We start from the raw sequence: 12,250 nt of genomic DNA, 5'->3' as shown, positions 1-12,250 counted from the left end.
GCCTGAGACATGACTCGCTCTGTTTGGAAAGGCCCGTTCGTCGACGGCTACCTGCTGAAGAAGGCGGAAGCCGCTTCGGGTTCGGGTCGTCGCGACGTGATCAAGATCTGGAGCCGGCGCTCCACCATTCTGCCCCAGTTCGTGGGCTTAACCTTCGGCGTCTACAACGGTCACAAGCATGTGCCCGTGAACGTCACCGAGGAAATGATCGGCCAGAAGTTCGGCGAGTTCGCCCCGACGCGGACTTACTACGGGCACGCGGCCGACAAGAAGTCGAAGCGGCGGTGATCGGTTATGGGTAAGCAGGCAAAGCCCCGCGCGCTCGCGGACAATGAAGCCAAGGCGGTGGCGCGCAACCTGCGCGTCTCCCCGCAGAAGCTCAACCTGGTCGCGGGTCTCATCCGCGGCAAGAAGGTGGCGACGGCCCTCGCCGATCTCGAGTTCTCTCACAAGCGGATCGCCCGCGACGTGAAGAAGTGCCTCGAGAGCGCGATCGCCAATGCCGAGAACAACCACGAGCTCGACGTCGACGACCTGATCGTCGCCGAAGCGCACGTGGGCAAGGGTCTGGTGATGAAGCGGTTCTCGCCGCGGGCGCGCGGTCGCGCCTCGCGCATCGAGAAGCCCTTCTCCCACATCACCATCGTGGTGCGGGAAGTCGAGGAGCGGGCCTGATGGGTCAGAAGGTCAATCCGGTCGGGCTCCGGCTCGGCATCAACCGCACGTGGGATTCGCGCTGGTTCGCCAACAAGGGCGAGTACGGCCGGCTCCTGCACGAGGACATCAAGATCCGCGAGATGCTGCTGAAGCAGCTCAAGCAGGCCGCGGTGTCCAAGGTGGTGATCGAGCGTCCGCACAAGAAGTGCCGCGTGACCATCTACTCGGCGCGTCCGGGTGTGGTCATCGGCAAGAAGGGTGCGGACATCGACAAGCTCCGCAAGAAGGTTTCCGAGATGACCAACTCGGAAGTCTTCATCAACATCGTCGAGATCCGGAAGCCCGAGATCGACGCCCGTCTCGTCGCCGAATCCATTGCCCAGCAGCTCGAGCGCCGCGTGGCGTTCCGCCGGGCCATGAAGCGCGCGGTGCAGTCGGCCATGCGTCTCGGTGCCGAAGGCATTCGAATCAATTGCTCGGGCCGCCTTGGCGGCGCTGAGATCGCGCGCCTGGAATGGTACCGCGAAGGCCGCGTGCCGCTGCACACCCTGCGTGCGGACGTGGACTACGGCACCGCCACCGCCTTCACCACGTACGGCACGTGCGGCGTGAAGGTGTGGATCTTCAAGGGCGAGATCCTCGAGCACGATCCCATGGCGCAGGACAAGCGCCAGGCCGAGCAGGAAGCCGGTCCCTCTTCGCGTCCCCAGCGGCGCGAGCGCGGCGACCGTGAGCGTGGCGATCGCGGTGACCACCGCGGCGACCGCGATCGCGCGTGACGGCCGGCGAGAGAGAAGGCGATTAAGCCATGCTGCAACCCAAGCGCACCAAGTTCCGCAAGCAGTTCAAGGGACGCATTCACGGCGTCGCCAAGGGCGGCACGGAATTGAACTTCGGCGAGTTCGGCCTGAAGGCCGTCGAGCCGGAGCGTGTCACCGCCCGCCAGATCGAGGCGGCCCGTCGCGCGCTCACCCGTCACATGAAGCGCGCCGGCCGCGTGTGGATCCGGGTGTTCCCGGATGTGCCCGTGTCCGCCAAGCCCACCGAAGTGCGTATGGGTAAGGGCAAGGGCGCTCCCGAATACTGGGCGGCCAAGGTCAAGCCTGGCCGCATCATGTTCGAGATCGACGGGGTGAGCGTCGAGACCGCCCGCGAGGCGCTGACCCTCGCGGCGGCCAAGCTGCCCATCAAGACGCGCTTCATCCAGCGCATCGCCGAGTGAGGAGAGGCTCATGAAAGCCGAGGACGTTCGGGCCCTCAGCCCCGATCAGCTCGCCGATGAGCTGCTGAAGCTGAAGAAGGAACAGTTCAACCTGCGCTTCCAGAAGGCGACGGGTCAGCTGGAGAATACCGCCCGGTCGAAGCAGATCCGCCGCGACATCGCGCGGATCAAGACCGTGCAGACTGCGAAGCGCACCGGTTCGCCGGTGCAGAAGGTGAAGTGAGGAAGCGATGCCGAAGCGCGTGCTCCAGGGCGTCGTGGTGAGCGACAAGACCGACAAGACCGTGGTGGTCCGGGTGGAGCGTCGCTTCACCCATCCGCTGCTGAAGAAGACCGTGCGCCGGTCCAAGAAGTATCATGCCCACGACGAGGCGAACGCCTGGAAGGTGGGGGATACGGTGTGGATCGAGGAGCACCGTCCGATCTCGAAGCTGAAGAACTGGATCGTAATCCAGGGTGAGAAGCGCGCCGAGGTCTGATATGAGGGTTTCCCGCCCGGATGGATCGTTCGGGCGGGGGATGGCTCCGATGCCGGGTCCGTCGGCTCCAAAGGCTTGAAACGCCAGGGCCGAGAGGAGACCGCATCGCGGCGACACCGTGTTCCGATGAGCGGGCACGGTACTGAGGTTAAGGCAATGCCGGTTGTCCGGCGGCGCCGGATGACGAGAACAGGTGCGTCATGATCCAGATGCAGACCAATCTCGACGTGGCGGACAATTCCGGCGCGCGTCGCGTCATGTGCATCAAGGTGCTTGGCGGCTCCAAGCGGAAGTATGCCCACGTGGGCGACATCATCGTGGTGTCGGTCAAGGAAGCTATTCCGCGCGGCCGCGTGAAGAAGGGCGACGTGATGAAGGCCGTGGTGGTGCGTACCGCCAAGGACATCCGCCGCGTCGATGGCTCCGTGATCCGTTTCGACCGCAACGCGGCCGTTCTGATCAACAACAACAAGGAGCCTGTCGGGACCCGTATCTTCGGACCGGTTCCGCGCGAGCTGCGCTCGAAGAACCATATGAAGATCATCTCGCTGGCGCCGGAGGTGCTGTGATGGCCGCGAAGATCAAGAAGGGCGACAAGGTCGTCGTCCTCGCCGGCCGCGACAAGGGTCGCAGCGGCGAGGTCATCCAGGTGATGCCGAAGGAGGAGCGTGCGCTCGTCCGCGGCGTGAATATCGTGAAGCGTCACCAGCGCCAGTCGGCGAACCAGGAGGGTGGGATCATCTCCAAGGAGGCTCCCATCCACCTGTCGAACGTCGCCATCGCCGATCCCAAGGACGGCAAGCCGACCCGCGTCGGCTTCGAGGTGCTGGATGACGGGCGCAAGGTCCGCGTGGCCAAGCGTTCGGGGGAGAGGATCGATGGCTGAGGTGACTTATACCCCGCGGCTGCGCGCCCACTACGACGAGGTGGTGCGCCAGAAGATGATCGAGCAGTTCGGCTACAAGAACCCCATGGAAGTGCCGACGATCGAAAAGATCGTCATCAACATGGGCGTGGGCGAGGCGACTGCCGACACCAAGAAGGCGACGACCGCCGCCGCCGACCTCGCCCAGATCGCCGGCCAGAAGCCGGTGCTGACGCGGGCCCGCAAGGCGGTCTCGAACTTCAAGCTGCGCGAGAACCAGCCCGTCGGCGCGAAGGTTACCCTTCGCAAGGTGCGCATGTACGAGTTCCTCGACCGGCTCGTGACCATGGCGCTGCCCCGCGTGCGTGACTTCCGCGGCCTGAATCCGAAGAGTTTCGATGGCCGCGGCAACTATGCCATGGGCATCAAGGAACACATCGTGTTCCCCGAGATCAACTACGACCGTGTCGAGCAGATCTGGGGCATGGACATCATCGTGTGCACCACTGCCAAGACGGATGAGGAAGCCCGCGCCCTTCTGAAGGCGTTCAACTTCCCCTTCCGCCAGTGATCGACTAGAAGGGGCGCTTCGCGAAAGCGGAGCGCTCCGTCGTCCGGCCTGCCGGGCGATGAGGGTTTGGTGATTTTCCGGCTGTGAGGGGTTCAACGCTCCCTCAGACGCGGAGAACAGGAGCAAGAGATGGCGAAGAAGAGCGCGATCGAGACGAACGAGCGCCGCCGCAAGCTGGCCACGAGCCAGGCGGCCAAGCGCGCGCGTCTGAAGGCGATCGTGAACGACAAGTCCCTGCCCATCGAGGAGCGCTTCCAGGCGACCCTCAAGCTGGCGCAGATGCCGCGCAACAGCGCGAAGATCCGTATCCGTAATCGGTGTGAGGTGACCGGCCGTCCGCGTGCCTTCTACCGCAAGCTCAAGATGAGCCGCATTGCGCTGCGCGAGCTGGGGAACCAGGGCATGGTTCCCGGCCTCGTGAAGTCGAGCTGGTGAGGAGGGATCAATGGCTGTGAACGATCCCATCGGTGATCTCATCACCCGCATCCGCAACGCCCAGATGCGGCGCAAGGACAAGACCTCCACCCCGGGCTCCCGCCTGCGGGCGAGCGTGCTCGATGTGCTGCGCTCGGAGGGCTATATCCGTGGCTACACCTCGACCGATCACGGCAATGGCCGGACCGAGTTCGAGATCGAGCTGAAGTACTTCGATGGCACGCCGGTGATCCGCGAGATCGCTCGCGTCTCGAAGCCTGGCCGGCGCGTGTACGCGTCGGTGAAGAACCTGCCCCGAGTTGCCAACGGTCTCGGCATCGCGGTCGTCTCCACGCCCCAGGGCGTGATGGCGGACCACGAAGCCCGCGACAAGAATGTTGGCGGCGAAGTGCTCTGCACCGTGTTCTGACGCGACGGAGGACAAGATGTCGAAGATCGGCAAGCTGCCCGTCGCCATCCCCGCTGGTGTGACCGCCAGCCTGGACGGACAGACGGTGAAGGTAAAGGGTCCCAAGGGGTCCCTCGAGGTCACGCTCGTGGAAGAGATCGAGGCCGCGATCGAGGGCTCGGAGCTCAAGGTGTCCATGCGTGGCGACACGACCCGCCACAAGGCCATGTGGGGCATGTCCCGCACGCTCGTGGCGAACCTGGTGGAAGGCGTGACCAAGGGCTTCGAGAAGAAGCTGGAGATTACGGGCGTCGGCTACAAGGCGGCGGTGCAGGGCAAGAACCTGAACCTGGCGCTTGGCTACAGCCACGACGTGATCTTCCCGATCCCGGAAGGGATCCAGATCGTGACGCCGAAGCCCACCGAGGTGGTCATCACCGGCATCGACCGGCAGAAGGTCGGCCAGGTTGCGGCCGAGATCCGCGAATTCCGTGGCCCCGAGCCCTATAAGGGCAAGGGCGTCAAGTATGCCGGCGAATTCATCTTCCGCAAGGAAGGTAAGAAGAAGTAACGGAGGCGAACCATGGCTAAGGATTTGGAGGCGCTGGCGCGCCGCAAGGCCAAGGTGCGCCGTGCGATCCGCGTCGCTGCGAATGGGCGTCCGCGCCTGTCGGTACATCGTACCTCGCAGCACATTTATGCTCAGGTCATCGACGACGCGAACGGGGAGACCCTCGCGGCCGCTTCGAGCCTTGAGAAGGATCTGCGTTCCTCGCTGAAGACCGGCGCGGACACCGATGCGGCCAAGACCATTGGCAAGCTGGTGGCCGAGCGGGCGCTTGCGAAGGGCGTGACCGCGGTCGTCTTCGACCGTGGCGCTTACATCTATCATGGGCGCGTCAAGGCGCTCGCTGAGGGCGCCCGCGAAGGCGGCCTTCAGTTCTGACGCGAGGACGAACAGCAATGGCCCGTGAAAGGGAACAGCGCCAGGAGCGCGAGGACCGCGACAATACGTTCGTGGATAAGCTGGTTCACATCAACCGCGTCGCGAAGGTGGTGAAGGGTGGCCGTCGGTTCGGCTTCGCCGCCCTGGTCGTGGTGGGGGACCAGAAGGGGCGCGTCGGCTTCGGCCACGGCAAGGCCCGCGAGGTGCCGGAGGCGATCCGCAAGGCCACCGAAAGCGCCAAGCGCGCCCTCATCCGCGTGCCGCTGCGCGAAGGCCGGACCCTGCACCACGACGTGCATGGTCACCACGGCGCCGGCAAGGTGGTGCTCCGCGCCGCCCCGGCCGGTACCGGCATCATCGCCGGTGGCCCGATGCGCGCGGTGTTCGAAACGCTCGGCATGCATGATGTGGTGGCGAAGTCCTTCGGGTCTTCCAATCCCTACAACATGGTGCGCGCCACGTTCGACGCCCTGAAGAACCAGGATAGCCCGCGCTCGGTCGCGGCGCGTCGCGGCATCAAGGTGTCGCAGCTCCAGTCCCGCCGCCGCGTCGAAGACGCGGAAGCGACCGACTGAGCGGCGCGAACCGGAGAATAGGAGCGCGCCATGAGCGACAAGACCATCACCGTGGAGCAGATCGGCTCGCCGATCCGCCGCCCGTTCGATCAGGAGGCCACCCTCGTGGGCCTCGGGCTGAACAAGCGGCACCGCCGCTCCACCCTCAAGGACACCCCGGCCGTGCGCGGCATGATCGCGAAGGTCGCCCACCTCGTCCGCGTGGTCGAGTGAGGAGCGGGACATGAAGCTCGACGAAATCAGGGACAATCCCGGCGCGCGCAAGAAGCGCATGCGCGTCGGCCGCGGCATCGGCTCCGGCAAGGGCAAGACCGCGGGGCGCGGCGTCAAGGGTCAGAAGGCCCGTACCGGCGTCGCCATCAAGGGGTTTGAAGGCGGTCAGATGCCGCTGCACCGGCGTCTTCCGAAGCGCGGGTTCAACAACATCTTCCGTCTCGACTATAATGAGGTCTCCCTCGGCAGCATCCAGGCTGCGGTTGAGGCGGGCAAGCTCGACGCCGGCCAGCCGGTGACCGAGGCCGCTCTCGTCGCCGCCGGTGTGCTGCGTCGCGCCAAGGACGGCGTGCGCGTCCTCGGCTCCGGTGAGCTCACGGCCAAGGTGACGCTCGAGGTGGCCTACGCCACGAAGTCGGCGCTTGCCGCCGTCGAAAAGGCGGGCGGTTCCGTGACGATGCTGGCGGCTCCTGCCGTCGCCGAAGCGGAGTGAAGTCGGAGCGGCCGGGCGTGCCCGGCCGCATCCACCCTTGGGGTGCGTGGCACGTCGTCTCGTCCAGGCGCCCTGATCTGGCAACCCGGCCCTCGGCCGGGTATCTGCTTTTCCGGGCGATGCTCCGGTGCTACCGGATGCGTGATGGATCTCAAGCCCGGTGACGAGCGGGCGCACGCGCCTCCCGCTTAGGCCGCGGCCGAGGTCCAGAACCATCCGGAACAAAGCGCGCGCCGATCCGTTTCTCTCGGATCCAAGCTCCTTGGCACCGCATATTGCGCCCTCATATAAGGGCTGTCCCCTGAGGGCGGCATCCAGCGGAGCAAGGCATGGTCTCGGCGGCGGAACAACTCGCGGCGAACCTCAATTTCGGTGCTCTCGGCAAGGCCGAGGAGCTGAAGAAGCGCATCTGGTTCACCCTCGGCGCGCTTCTGGTTTATCGGCTCGGCACCTACATCCCTATGCCGGGAATCAATCCCGATGCGCTGGCCGACGTGTTCAAGAACGCGCAGCAGGGCATCATCGGGCTGTTCAACATGTTCTCGGGTGGCGCCGTCGAGCGGCTCGCCATCTTCGCCCTGAACATCATGCCGTATATCTCGGCCTCCATCATCATCCAGCTGCTTACCAGCGTCTCGCCGACGCTGGAGGCGCTGAAGAAGGAAGGCGAGGCTGGGCGCAAGCAGCTCAACCAGTATACCCGCTACCTCACTGTCGTGCTGGCGGTGTTCCAGGCCTATGGCATCGCTGTCGGCCTGGAAGGATCGGGCAGCGTGGTGGCCGATCCCGGCTGGTTCTTCCGCATCTCCACCGTGCTCACCCTGACCGGCGGGACCATGTTCCTGATGTGGCTCGGTGAGCAGATCACCTCCCGCGGCATCGGCAACGGCACCTCGCTCATCATCTTCGCCGGCATCGTCGCGGAACTCCCGGGGGCCTTCGTCCGCACGCTGGAGCTCGGTCGCGAGGGCGCCATCTCCACCGCCGTGATCCTCGGCATGCTGGTGATGGCGGTGGCGGTGATCGCCTTCATCGTGTTCATGGAGCGCGCCCAGCGCCGGCTGCTGATCCAGTATCCCAAGCGCCAGGTGGGCAATCGCATCTACGAGGGCCAGTCCTCGCATCTGCCGCTGAAGCTCAACACCTCGGGCGTGATTCCGCCGATCTTCGCTTCGTCGCTGCTGCTGATTCCCACCACCATCGCCAGCTTCATGCAGGGCTCGGGCCCGGAATGGCTGCAGACGATCACCACCCACATCGGCCACGGTCGACCGCTGTACATGGTGCTCTATGTGCTGCTGATCGTGTTTTTCTGCTTCTTCTACACCGCGATCGTGTTCAATCCGGTGGAGACGGCGGATAATCTGAAGAAGCACGGCGGCTTCATCCCGGGCATCCGCCCCGGCGAGCGCACTGCCGAATATATCGATTATGTGCTCACCCGCATCACCGTGGTGGGGGCAGCCTACATTGCGGCGGTTTGCCTCTTCCCCGAACTGCTGATTTCCTACGCCTCGCTTCCGTTCTATTTCGGTGGGACGTCGCTGCTGATCGTGGTCAGCGTGACCATGGACACCGTGTCCCAGATTCAGGGACATTTGTTGGCCCACCAGTACGAAGGACTGGTCAAGAAGGCCAAGCTGCGCGGGGGGAGGAGGAAGTAAGATGAGGCTGGTGCTGCTGGGCCCGCCCGGGGCAGGCAAGGGAACGCAGGCGCAACGGCTGGTGACCCGTCATGGGATCGTCCAGCTTTCCACTGGTGACATGCTGCGGGCGGCTGTGACCGCCGGCACGCCGGTGGGACTCAAGGCGAAAGCCGTCATGGATGCCGGCGGGCTCGTCTCCGACGAGATCGTCATTGGCATCATCGCCGAGCGGCTGGTGGCGCCGGACGCGAAGAACGGTTTTATTCTCGATGGCTTCCCGCGCACCGTCGCCCAGGCCGAGGCGCTCGACCAGCTCCTCTCCGAGAAGGGCATGAAGCTCGACGCGGTGATCGAGCTGGTGGTGGACCAGGAGAAGCTGGTGAACCGGATCCTCAACCGCGCCGCCGAGGCTCAGGCCAAGGGCGAGCCGGTGCGCAAGGACGATGATCCGGTGGTCTTCAAGACCCGCCTGGAGGCCTACAACCGCGATACCGCTGTGGTGGCGCCGTACTACAAGGCGCGTGGCCAGCTCAAGCAGATCGACGGCATGGCGCCCATCGACCAAGTCACGGCCGCCATCGACGGGGTGCTCGCCGAGGCGGCGTGAGGGCATGGGGCTTCGGCCGTTTTTCGGCCGGGGGCCTTTTTGACGTACCGGAATTGGAGATGGGCCCTTTCGCGCTACCGAGTGAAAGGGCCTTTTCTTTTCTCCGAAAATAGGAAAATATTCCTATATCAGGTAATGCGGAGATCGGAATATGATCCTAGGAGAGTTTGACGTTGGAAGGCTGCGGGCAGATCTGGCCGCGAGTCGCTAACCCGTTGTGTCCTTGACCCGGCGGAGAATCTCCGCTATGGGCACTCCCTCGCTTCGGAACAGGTGCCGTTCGGTCCACCCGGAAGGGTCGGGCGGGGCGGCGGCTTTGTCGTATCCGGGGCGGTTTCCGTCAAGTCCCCGCATGGGCCGGCCTCCACCGGACGCGGGGTGAACAACTTGGCCGGCGGCTCTCGGGCCCCGGCTCACATGGAGAGCGCAGTGGCTCGTATTGCAGGCGTCAACATCCCGACCAACAAGCGCGTCGTCATCGCGCTTCAGTATATCCACGGCATCGGCCCCAAGAAGGCCGAAGAGATCGTCGAGAAGGTGGGCATTCCCGCCGAGCGTCGCGTGAACCAGCTGACCGACCAGGAAGTGCTGCAGATCCGCGAGACCATCGACCGCGACTACATGGTGGAAGGCGACCTGCGCCGCGAAGTGGCGATGAACATCAAGCGGCTGATGGATCTCGGCTGCTACCGTGGCCTGCGCCATCGCCGCGGTCTGCCGGTGCGCGGCCAGCGCACCCACACCAACGCCCGCACCCGTAAGGGGCCCGCGAAGCCCATCGCCGGCAAGAAGAAGTGATCGGTCGCAAGACCCGTTGAGACGGAGGGGCCGGCTGCGCCGGCCTCATCCATTGATCGGCCCCGGCGGGGCCATCCCGAGCGCCTGGAGCTACGGGCGCGCCTGAAGGATCAAGGACCAAATGGCCAAAGAAGCAACACGCGTGAAGCGCCGCGAGCGCAAGAACATCGCCTCCGGCGTGGCGCATGTGAACGCCTCGTTCAACAACACCATGATCACCATCACCGACGCCCAGGGCAACACCATCTCCTGGTCCTCGGCCGGTGCCATGGGCTTCAAGGGTTCGCGCAAGTCCACCCCGTACGCGGCGCAGGTCGCGGCCGAGGACGCGGCCCGCAAGGCGGCCGAGCACGGCATGCGCACCCTCGAGGTGGAAGTGTCCGGCCCCGGTTCGGGTCGTGAGTCCGCGCTCCGCGCGCTGCAGGCTGCCGGCTTCCTCGTCACCTCCATCCGTGACGTGACGCCGATCCCGCACAACGGCTGCCGTCCGCGCAAGCGTCGCCGCGTCTGATCTGCTCTTCGACAACCGCAGGATCTGGTGATTCTGCGGGTCATCTGCCCGGTTTCTCCTCCCCGATCGGGACGGGCCCGGCCTCCGGTTGAGGCAAAAGACCCCGGACGTCGCCGTGGCCCGGCGAGAAAGCAAGGTGAAGCAAGTGATTCAGAAGAACTGGCAAGAGCTGATCAAGCCCGAGAAGCTGCAGGTCAATCCGGGCCACGACCCCAAGCGCTTCGCGACTGTGATCGCGGAGCCGCTGGAGCGTGGCTTCGGCATGACGCTCGGCAACGCGCTGCGCCGCATCCTCCTGTCCTCGCTCCAGGGCGCGGCGGTCACCTCCATCCACATCGACGGTGTGTTGCACGAGTTCTCGTCCATCCCCGGCGTGCGTGAGGACGTGACCGACATCATCCTGAACGTGAAGGATGTCGCCATCCGCATGCAGGGCGATGGCCCGAAGCGCATGGTGGCGAAGAAGACCGGCCCCGGCGTGCTCTACGCCGGCGACATCCAGACCGTCGGCGATATTCAGGTGCTGAACCCGAACCTGCCCATCTGCACCCTCGACGAGGGCGCGGAGCTGCGCATCGAGTTCACCGTGGACACCGGCAAGGGCTACGTCGCCGCCGACCGCAACCGGCCCGAGGACGCGCCGATCGGCCTCATCCCGATCGACAGCCTCTATTCGCCCGTGCGCAAGGTCTCCTACAAGGTCGAGAACACCCGCGAGGGCCAGATCCTCGACTATGACAAGCTCACCATGCAGATCGAGACCAACGGCTCGATCACGGCCGAGGACGCGCTCGCTTATGCCGCGCGCATCCTGCAGGACCAGCTGGAGATCTTCGTCAACTTCGAGGAGCCCAAGCGCGAGAGCGAGACGACCGCCATCCAGACCCTGCCGTTCTCTCCGGCCCTGCTGAAGAAGGTGGACGAGCTCGAGCTCTCCGTCCGTTCGGCGAACTGCCTGAAGAACGACAACATCGTCTACATCGGCGACCTGATCCAGAAGAGCGAGACGGAGATGCTCCGCACGCCGAATTTCGGCCGCAAGTCGCTCAACGAGATCAAGGAAGTGCTCGCCTCCCTCGGACTGCATCTGGGCATGGAAGTGCCCGGCTGGCCGCCCGAGAACATCGAAGAGCTGGCCAAGCGCTTCGAGGAACACTACTGATCCGAACCTAAAGCGGCAGGGGCCGGGGTTCCGCCGCGCAACCTTCATCCGGCTCGTCCGCCGCCAGATTTCAGGAGTCCGCCGTCATGCGTCACGGCAAGGTACATCGCAAGTTCAACCGCACCTGGGAGCATCGCAAGTCGATGTTCTCCAATCTTGCGGGCGCCCTCATTACCCACGAGCAGATCGTGACCACCCTGCCGAAGGCGAAGGACCTGCGTCCGATCGTCGAGAAGCTGGTCACCCTCGCTCGTCGCGGCGACCTGCACGCCCGCCGCCAGGCGATCGCGGAGCTCAAGGACCAGACGGTCGTGAAGAAGCTCTTTGACGTGCTCGCCCCTCGCTATGCAGCGCGTCCGGGCGGCTATACCCGCATCGTCAAGGCGGGCTTCCGCTATGGCGACAACACGGCCGTGGCCGTGATCGAGTTCGTGGACCGTGACGTGGACGCCAAGGGCGCCGCAGACCACGCCCGCACCGCTGCTGCGGCTGAAGCTGAGGCGGCGTGAGCCGTATCGCCTGACGCGCCTTCAAAAAGGGCGGCCCTCGGGCCGCCCTTTTTTGTTTTGCGGGAAGCGGGGCAGGCTCGGGGTGGCTGCCACCGCCGGACGAAGCGTGCTGCTGGAGGGGATCGGGCGGCGCCCTTGATCTTTCTGGCCTTGGGCGAGGCGGATGGGCTTTG

Annotated in this window: 22 protein-coding genes; all 22 read left to right on the top strand. The window is 65.1% G+C overall.

Annotation, left to right across the window (positions count from 1 at the left end; genetic code table 11):
- Positions 1 to 9 precede the first annotated feature (9 nt).
- The 22 genes from rpsS (at position 10) to rplQ (ending at position 12,077) form a co-directional block, all read left to right on the top strand.
- A complete protein-coding gene (gene rpsS / locus V5F59_RS13340) occupies positions 10 to 288 on the top strand; it encodes a 30S ribosomal protein S19 (RefSeq protein ID WP_393978132.1) in 279 nt (92 codons plus the stop codon).
- A gap of 6 nt (positions 289 to 294) precedes the next feature.
- Positions 295 to 675: a 50S ribosomal protein L22 gene (gene rplV, locus V5F59_RS13335; protein WP_238121339.1), complete on the top strand. Its 381-nt coding sequence runs from the start codon at positions 295 to 297 to the stop codon at positions 673 to 675.
- Positions 675 to 1,436 (top strand): 30S ribosomal protein S3, encoded by a 762-nt coding sequence (gene rpsC, locus V5F59_RS13330; RefSeq protein WP_393978129.1) that lies wholly within the window; start codon positions 675 to 677, stop codon positions 1,434 to 1,436. The genes rplV and rpsC overlap by 1 nt, the downstream gene beginning before the upstream one ends.
- Positions 1,437 to 1,465: 29 nt before the next feature.
- Positions 1,466 to 1,879 (top strand): 50S ribosomal protein L16, encoded by a 414-nt coding sequence (rplP, locus tag V5F59_RS13325; RefSeq protein WP_393978127.1) that lies wholly within the window; start codon positions 1,466 to 1,468, stop codon positions 1,877 to 1,879.
- A 10-nt stretch (positions 1,880 to 1,889) separates the two neighbouring features.
- Positions 1,890 to 2,102, top strand: a complete 213-nt coding sequence (rpmC, locus tag V5F59_RS13320) for a 50S ribosomal protein L29 (protein WP_393978125.1) — start codon at positions 1,890 to 1,892, stop codon at positions 2,100 to 2,102.
- A gap of 7 nt (positions 2,103 to 2,109) precedes the next feature.
- Complete coding sequence (rpsQ, locus tag V5F59_RS13315) at positions 2,110 to 2,358, top strand: 30S ribosomal protein S17 (protein WP_012113711.1); 249 nt, start codon at positions 2,110 to 2,112, stop codon at positions 2,356 to 2,358.
- Between the two features lie 200 nt (positions 2,359 to 2,558).
- Positions 2,559 to 2,927 (top strand): 50S ribosomal protein L14, encoded by a 369-nt coding sequence (rplN, locus tag V5F59_RS13310; RefSeq protein ID WP_138398138.1) that lies wholly within the window; start codon positions 2,559 to 2,561, stop codon positions 2,925 to 2,927.
- Positions 2,927 to 3,244, top strand: a complete 318-nt coding sequence (rplX, locus tag V5F59_RS13305; protein ID WP_393978123.1) for a 50S ribosomal protein L24 — start codon at positions 2,927 to 2,929, stop codon at positions 3,242 to 3,244. Before rplN ends, rplX begins: the two co-directional genes overlap by 1 nt.
- Entirely contained in the window at positions 3,237 to 3,794 is a 558-nt protein-coding gene (gene rplE, locus V5F59_RS13300; protein WP_393978121.1) for a 50S ribosomal protein L5, read from the top strand. The genes rplX and rplE overlap by 8 nt, the downstream gene beginning before the upstream one ends.
- A gap of 129 nt (positions 3,795 to 3,923) precedes the next feature.
- Positions 3,924 to 4,229: a 30S ribosomal protein S14 gene (gene rpsN, locus V5F59_RS13295; protein WP_393978119.1), complete on the top strand. Its 306-nt coding sequence runs from the start codon at positions 3,924 to 3,926 to the stop codon at positions 4,227 to 4,229.
- A 10-nt stretch (positions 4,230 to 4,239) separates the two neighbouring features.
- Complete coding sequence (rpsH, locus tag V5F59_RS13290; protein ID WP_393978117.1) at positions 4,240 to 4,638, top strand: 30S ribosomal protein S8; 399 nt, start codon at positions 4,240 to 4,242, stop codon at positions 4,636 to 4,638.
- A gap of 16 nt (positions 4,639 to 4,654) precedes the next feature.
- Positions 4,655 to 5,188 carry a 50S ribosomal protein L6 gene (gene rplF / locus V5F59_RS13285; RefSeq protein ID WP_393978115.1) on the top strand — a complete coding sequence of 178 codons (534 nt, stop codon included), beginning with the start codon at positions 4,655 to 4,657 and terminating at the stop codon, positions 5,186 to 5,188.
- 12 nt (positions 5,189 to 5,200) lie between these two features.
- Positions 5,201 to 5,563 carry a 50S ribosomal protein L18 gene (gene rplR, locus V5F59_RS13280; RefSeq protein WP_393978113.1) on the top strand — a complete coding sequence of 121 codons (363 nt, stop codon included), beginning with the start codon at positions 5,201 to 5,203 and terminating at the stop codon, positions 5,561 to 5,563.
- A 17-nt stretch (positions 5,564 to 5,580) separates the two neighbouring features.
- Positions 5,581 to 6,138 carry a 30S ribosomal protein S5 gene (rpsE, locus tag V5F59_RS13275; RefSeq protein ID WP_393978111.1) on the top strand — a complete coding sequence of 186 codons (558 nt, stop codon included), beginning with the start codon at positions 5,581 to 5,583 and terminating at the stop codon, positions 6,136 to 6,138.
- A 30-nt stretch (positions 6,139 to 6,168) separates the two neighbouring features.
- The gene (gene rpmD, locus V5F59_RS13270) at positions 6,169 to 6,351 is read left to right on the top strand and encodes a 50S ribosomal protein L30 (RefSeq protein ID WP_024278458.1); all 183 of its coding nucleotides are present in this window, start codon (positions 6,169 to 6,171) and stop codon (positions 6,349 to 6,351) included.
- A gap of 10 nt (positions 6,352 to 6,361) precedes the next feature.
- Positions 6,362 to 6,844, top strand: coding sequence for a 50S ribosomal protein L15 (gene rplO, locus V5F59_RS13265; RefSeq protein ID WP_393978109.1), 483 nt, complete (start codon positions 6,362 to 6,364; stop codon positions 6,842 to 6,844).
- A gap of 329 nt (positions 6,845 to 7,173) precedes the next feature.
- Positions 7,174 to 8,508 (top strand): preprotein translocase subunit SecY, encoded by a 1,335-nt coding sequence (gene secY, locus V5F59_RS13260; protein ID WP_393978107.1) that lies wholly within the window; start codon positions 7,174 to 7,176, stop codon positions 8,506 to 8,508.
- A gap of 1 nt (position 8,509) precedes the next feature.
- Entirely contained in the window at positions 8,510 to 9,097 is a 588-nt protein-coding gene (locus V5F59_RS13255) for an adenylate kinase (protein ID WP_393978105.1), read from the top strand.
- 429 nt (positions 9,098 to 9,526) lie between these two features.
- Positions 9,527 to 9,895, top strand: coding sequence for a 30S ribosomal protein S13 (rpsM, locus tag V5F59_RS13250; RefSeq protein WP_393978104.1), 369 nt, complete (start codon positions 9,527 to 9,529; stop codon positions 9,893 to 9,895).
- A 121-nt stretch (positions 9,896 to 10,016) separates the two neighbouring features.
- On the top strand, positions 10,017 to 10,406 hold the full coding sequence (gene rpsK / locus V5F59_RS13245; RefSeq protein ID WP_012116745.1) for a 30S ribosomal protein S11: 390 nt from the start codon (positions 10,017 to 10,019) through the stop codon (positions 10,404 to 10,406).
- Between the two features lie 145 nt (positions 10,407 to 10,551).
- Positions 10,552 to 11,568 (top strand): DNA-directed RNA polymerase subunit alpha, encoded by a 1,017-nt coding sequence (locus V5F59_RS13240; RefSeq protein WP_393978606.1) that lies wholly within the window; start codon positions 10,552 to 10,554, stop codon positions 11,566 to 11,568.
- Between the two features lie 86 nt (positions 11,569 to 11,654).
- On the top strand, positions 11,655 to 12,077 hold the full coding sequence (gene rplQ, locus V5F59_RS13235) for a 50S ribosomal protein L17 (protein ID WP_393978102.1): 423 nt from the start codon (positions 11,655 to 11,657) through the stop codon (positions 12,075 to 12,077).
- The last annotated feature ends 173 nt before the right edge of the window (positions 12,078 to 12,250 follow it).

The sequence above is a fragment of the Xanthobacter nonsaccharivorans genome, from assembly GCF_043194755.2.
Lineage (GTDB): Bacteria > Pseudomonadota > Alphaproteobacteria > Rhizobiales > Xanthobacteraceae > Xanthobacter > Xanthobacter autotrophicus_G.
This window is presented reverse-complemented; position numbering and strand designations above follow the sequence as displayed.

Excerpts from the sequence above, each read along its gene's own strand:
- rpsS (WP_393978132.1), top strand. The coding sequence starts at position 10 with ATGACTCGCTCTGTTTGGAAAGGCCCGTTCGTCGACGGCTACCTGCTG.
- rplV (WP_238121339.1), top strand. The coding sequence starts at position 295 with ATGGGTAAGCAGGCAAAGCCCCGCGCGCTCGCGGACAATGAAGCCAAG.
- rpsC (WP_393978129.1), top strand. The coding sequence starts at position 675 with ATGGGTCAGAAGGTCAATCCGGTCGGGCTCCGGCTCGGCATCAACCGC.
- rplP (WP_393978127.1), top strand. The coding sequence starts at position 1,466 with ATGCTGCAACCCAAGCGCACCAAGTTCCGCAAGCAGTTCAAGGGACGC.
- rpmC (WP_393978125.1), top strand. The coding sequence starts at position 1,890 with ATGAAAGCCGAGGACGTTCGGGCCCTCAGCCCCGATCAGCTCGCCGAT.
- rpsQ (WP_012113711.1), top strand. The coding sequence starts at position 2,110 with ATGCCGAAGCGCGTGCTCCAGGGCGTCGTGGTGAGCGACAAGACCGAC.
- rplN (WP_138398138.1), top strand. The coding sequence starts at position 2,559 with ATGATCCAGATGCAGACCAATCTCGACGTGGCGGACAATTCCGGCGCG.
- rplX (WP_393978123.1), top strand. The coding sequence starts at position 2,927 with ATGGCCGCGAAGATCAAGAAGGGCGACAAGGTCGTCGTCCTCGCCGGC.
- rplE (WP_393978121.1), top strand. The coding sequence starts at position 3,237 with ATGGCTGAGGTGACTTATACCCCGCGGCTGCGCGCCCACTACGACGAG.
- rpsN (WP_393978119.1), top strand. The coding sequence starts at position 3,924 with ATGGCGAAGAAGAGCGCGATCGAGACGAACGAGCGCCGCCGCAAGCTG.
- rpsH (WP_393978117.1), top strand. The coding sequence starts at position 4,240 with ATGGCTGTGAACGATCCCATCGGTGATCTCATCACCCGCATCCGCAAC.
- rplF (WP_393978115.1), top strand. The coding sequence starts at position 4,655 with ATGTCGAAGATCGGCAAGCTGCCCGTCGCCATCCCCGCTGGTGTGACC.
- rplR (WP_393978113.1), top strand. The coding sequence starts at position 5,201 with ATGGCTAAGGATTTGGAGGCGCTGGCGCGCCGCAAGGCCAAGGTGCGC.
- rpsE (WP_393978111.1), top strand. The coding sequence starts at position 5,581 with ATGGCCCGTGAAAGGGAACAGCGCCAGGAGCGCGAGGACCGCGACAAT.
- rpmD (WP_024278458.1), top strand. The coding sequence starts at position 6,169 with ATGAGCGACAAGACCATCACCGTGGAGCAGATCGGCTCGCCGATCCGC.
- rplO (WP_393978109.1), top strand. The coding sequence starts at position 6,362 with ATGAAGCTCGACGAAATCAGGGACAATCCCGGCGCGCGCAAGAAGCGC.
- secY (WP_393978107.1), top strand. The coding sequence starts at position 7,174 with ATGGTCTCGGCGGCGGAACAACTCGCGGCGAACCTCAATTTCGGTGCT.
- V5F59_RS13255 (WP_393978105.1), top strand. The coding sequence starts at position 8,510 with ATGAGGCTGGTGCTGCTGGGCCCGCCCGGGGCAGGCAAGGGAACGCAG.
- rpsK (WP_012116745.1), top strand. The coding sequence starts at position 10,017 with ATGGCCAAAGAAGCAACACGCGTGAAGCGCCGCGAGCGCAAGAACATC.
- rplQ (WP_393978102.1), top strand. The coding sequence starts at position 11,655 with ATGCGTCACGGCAAGGTACATCGCAAGTTCAACCGCACCTGGGAGCAT.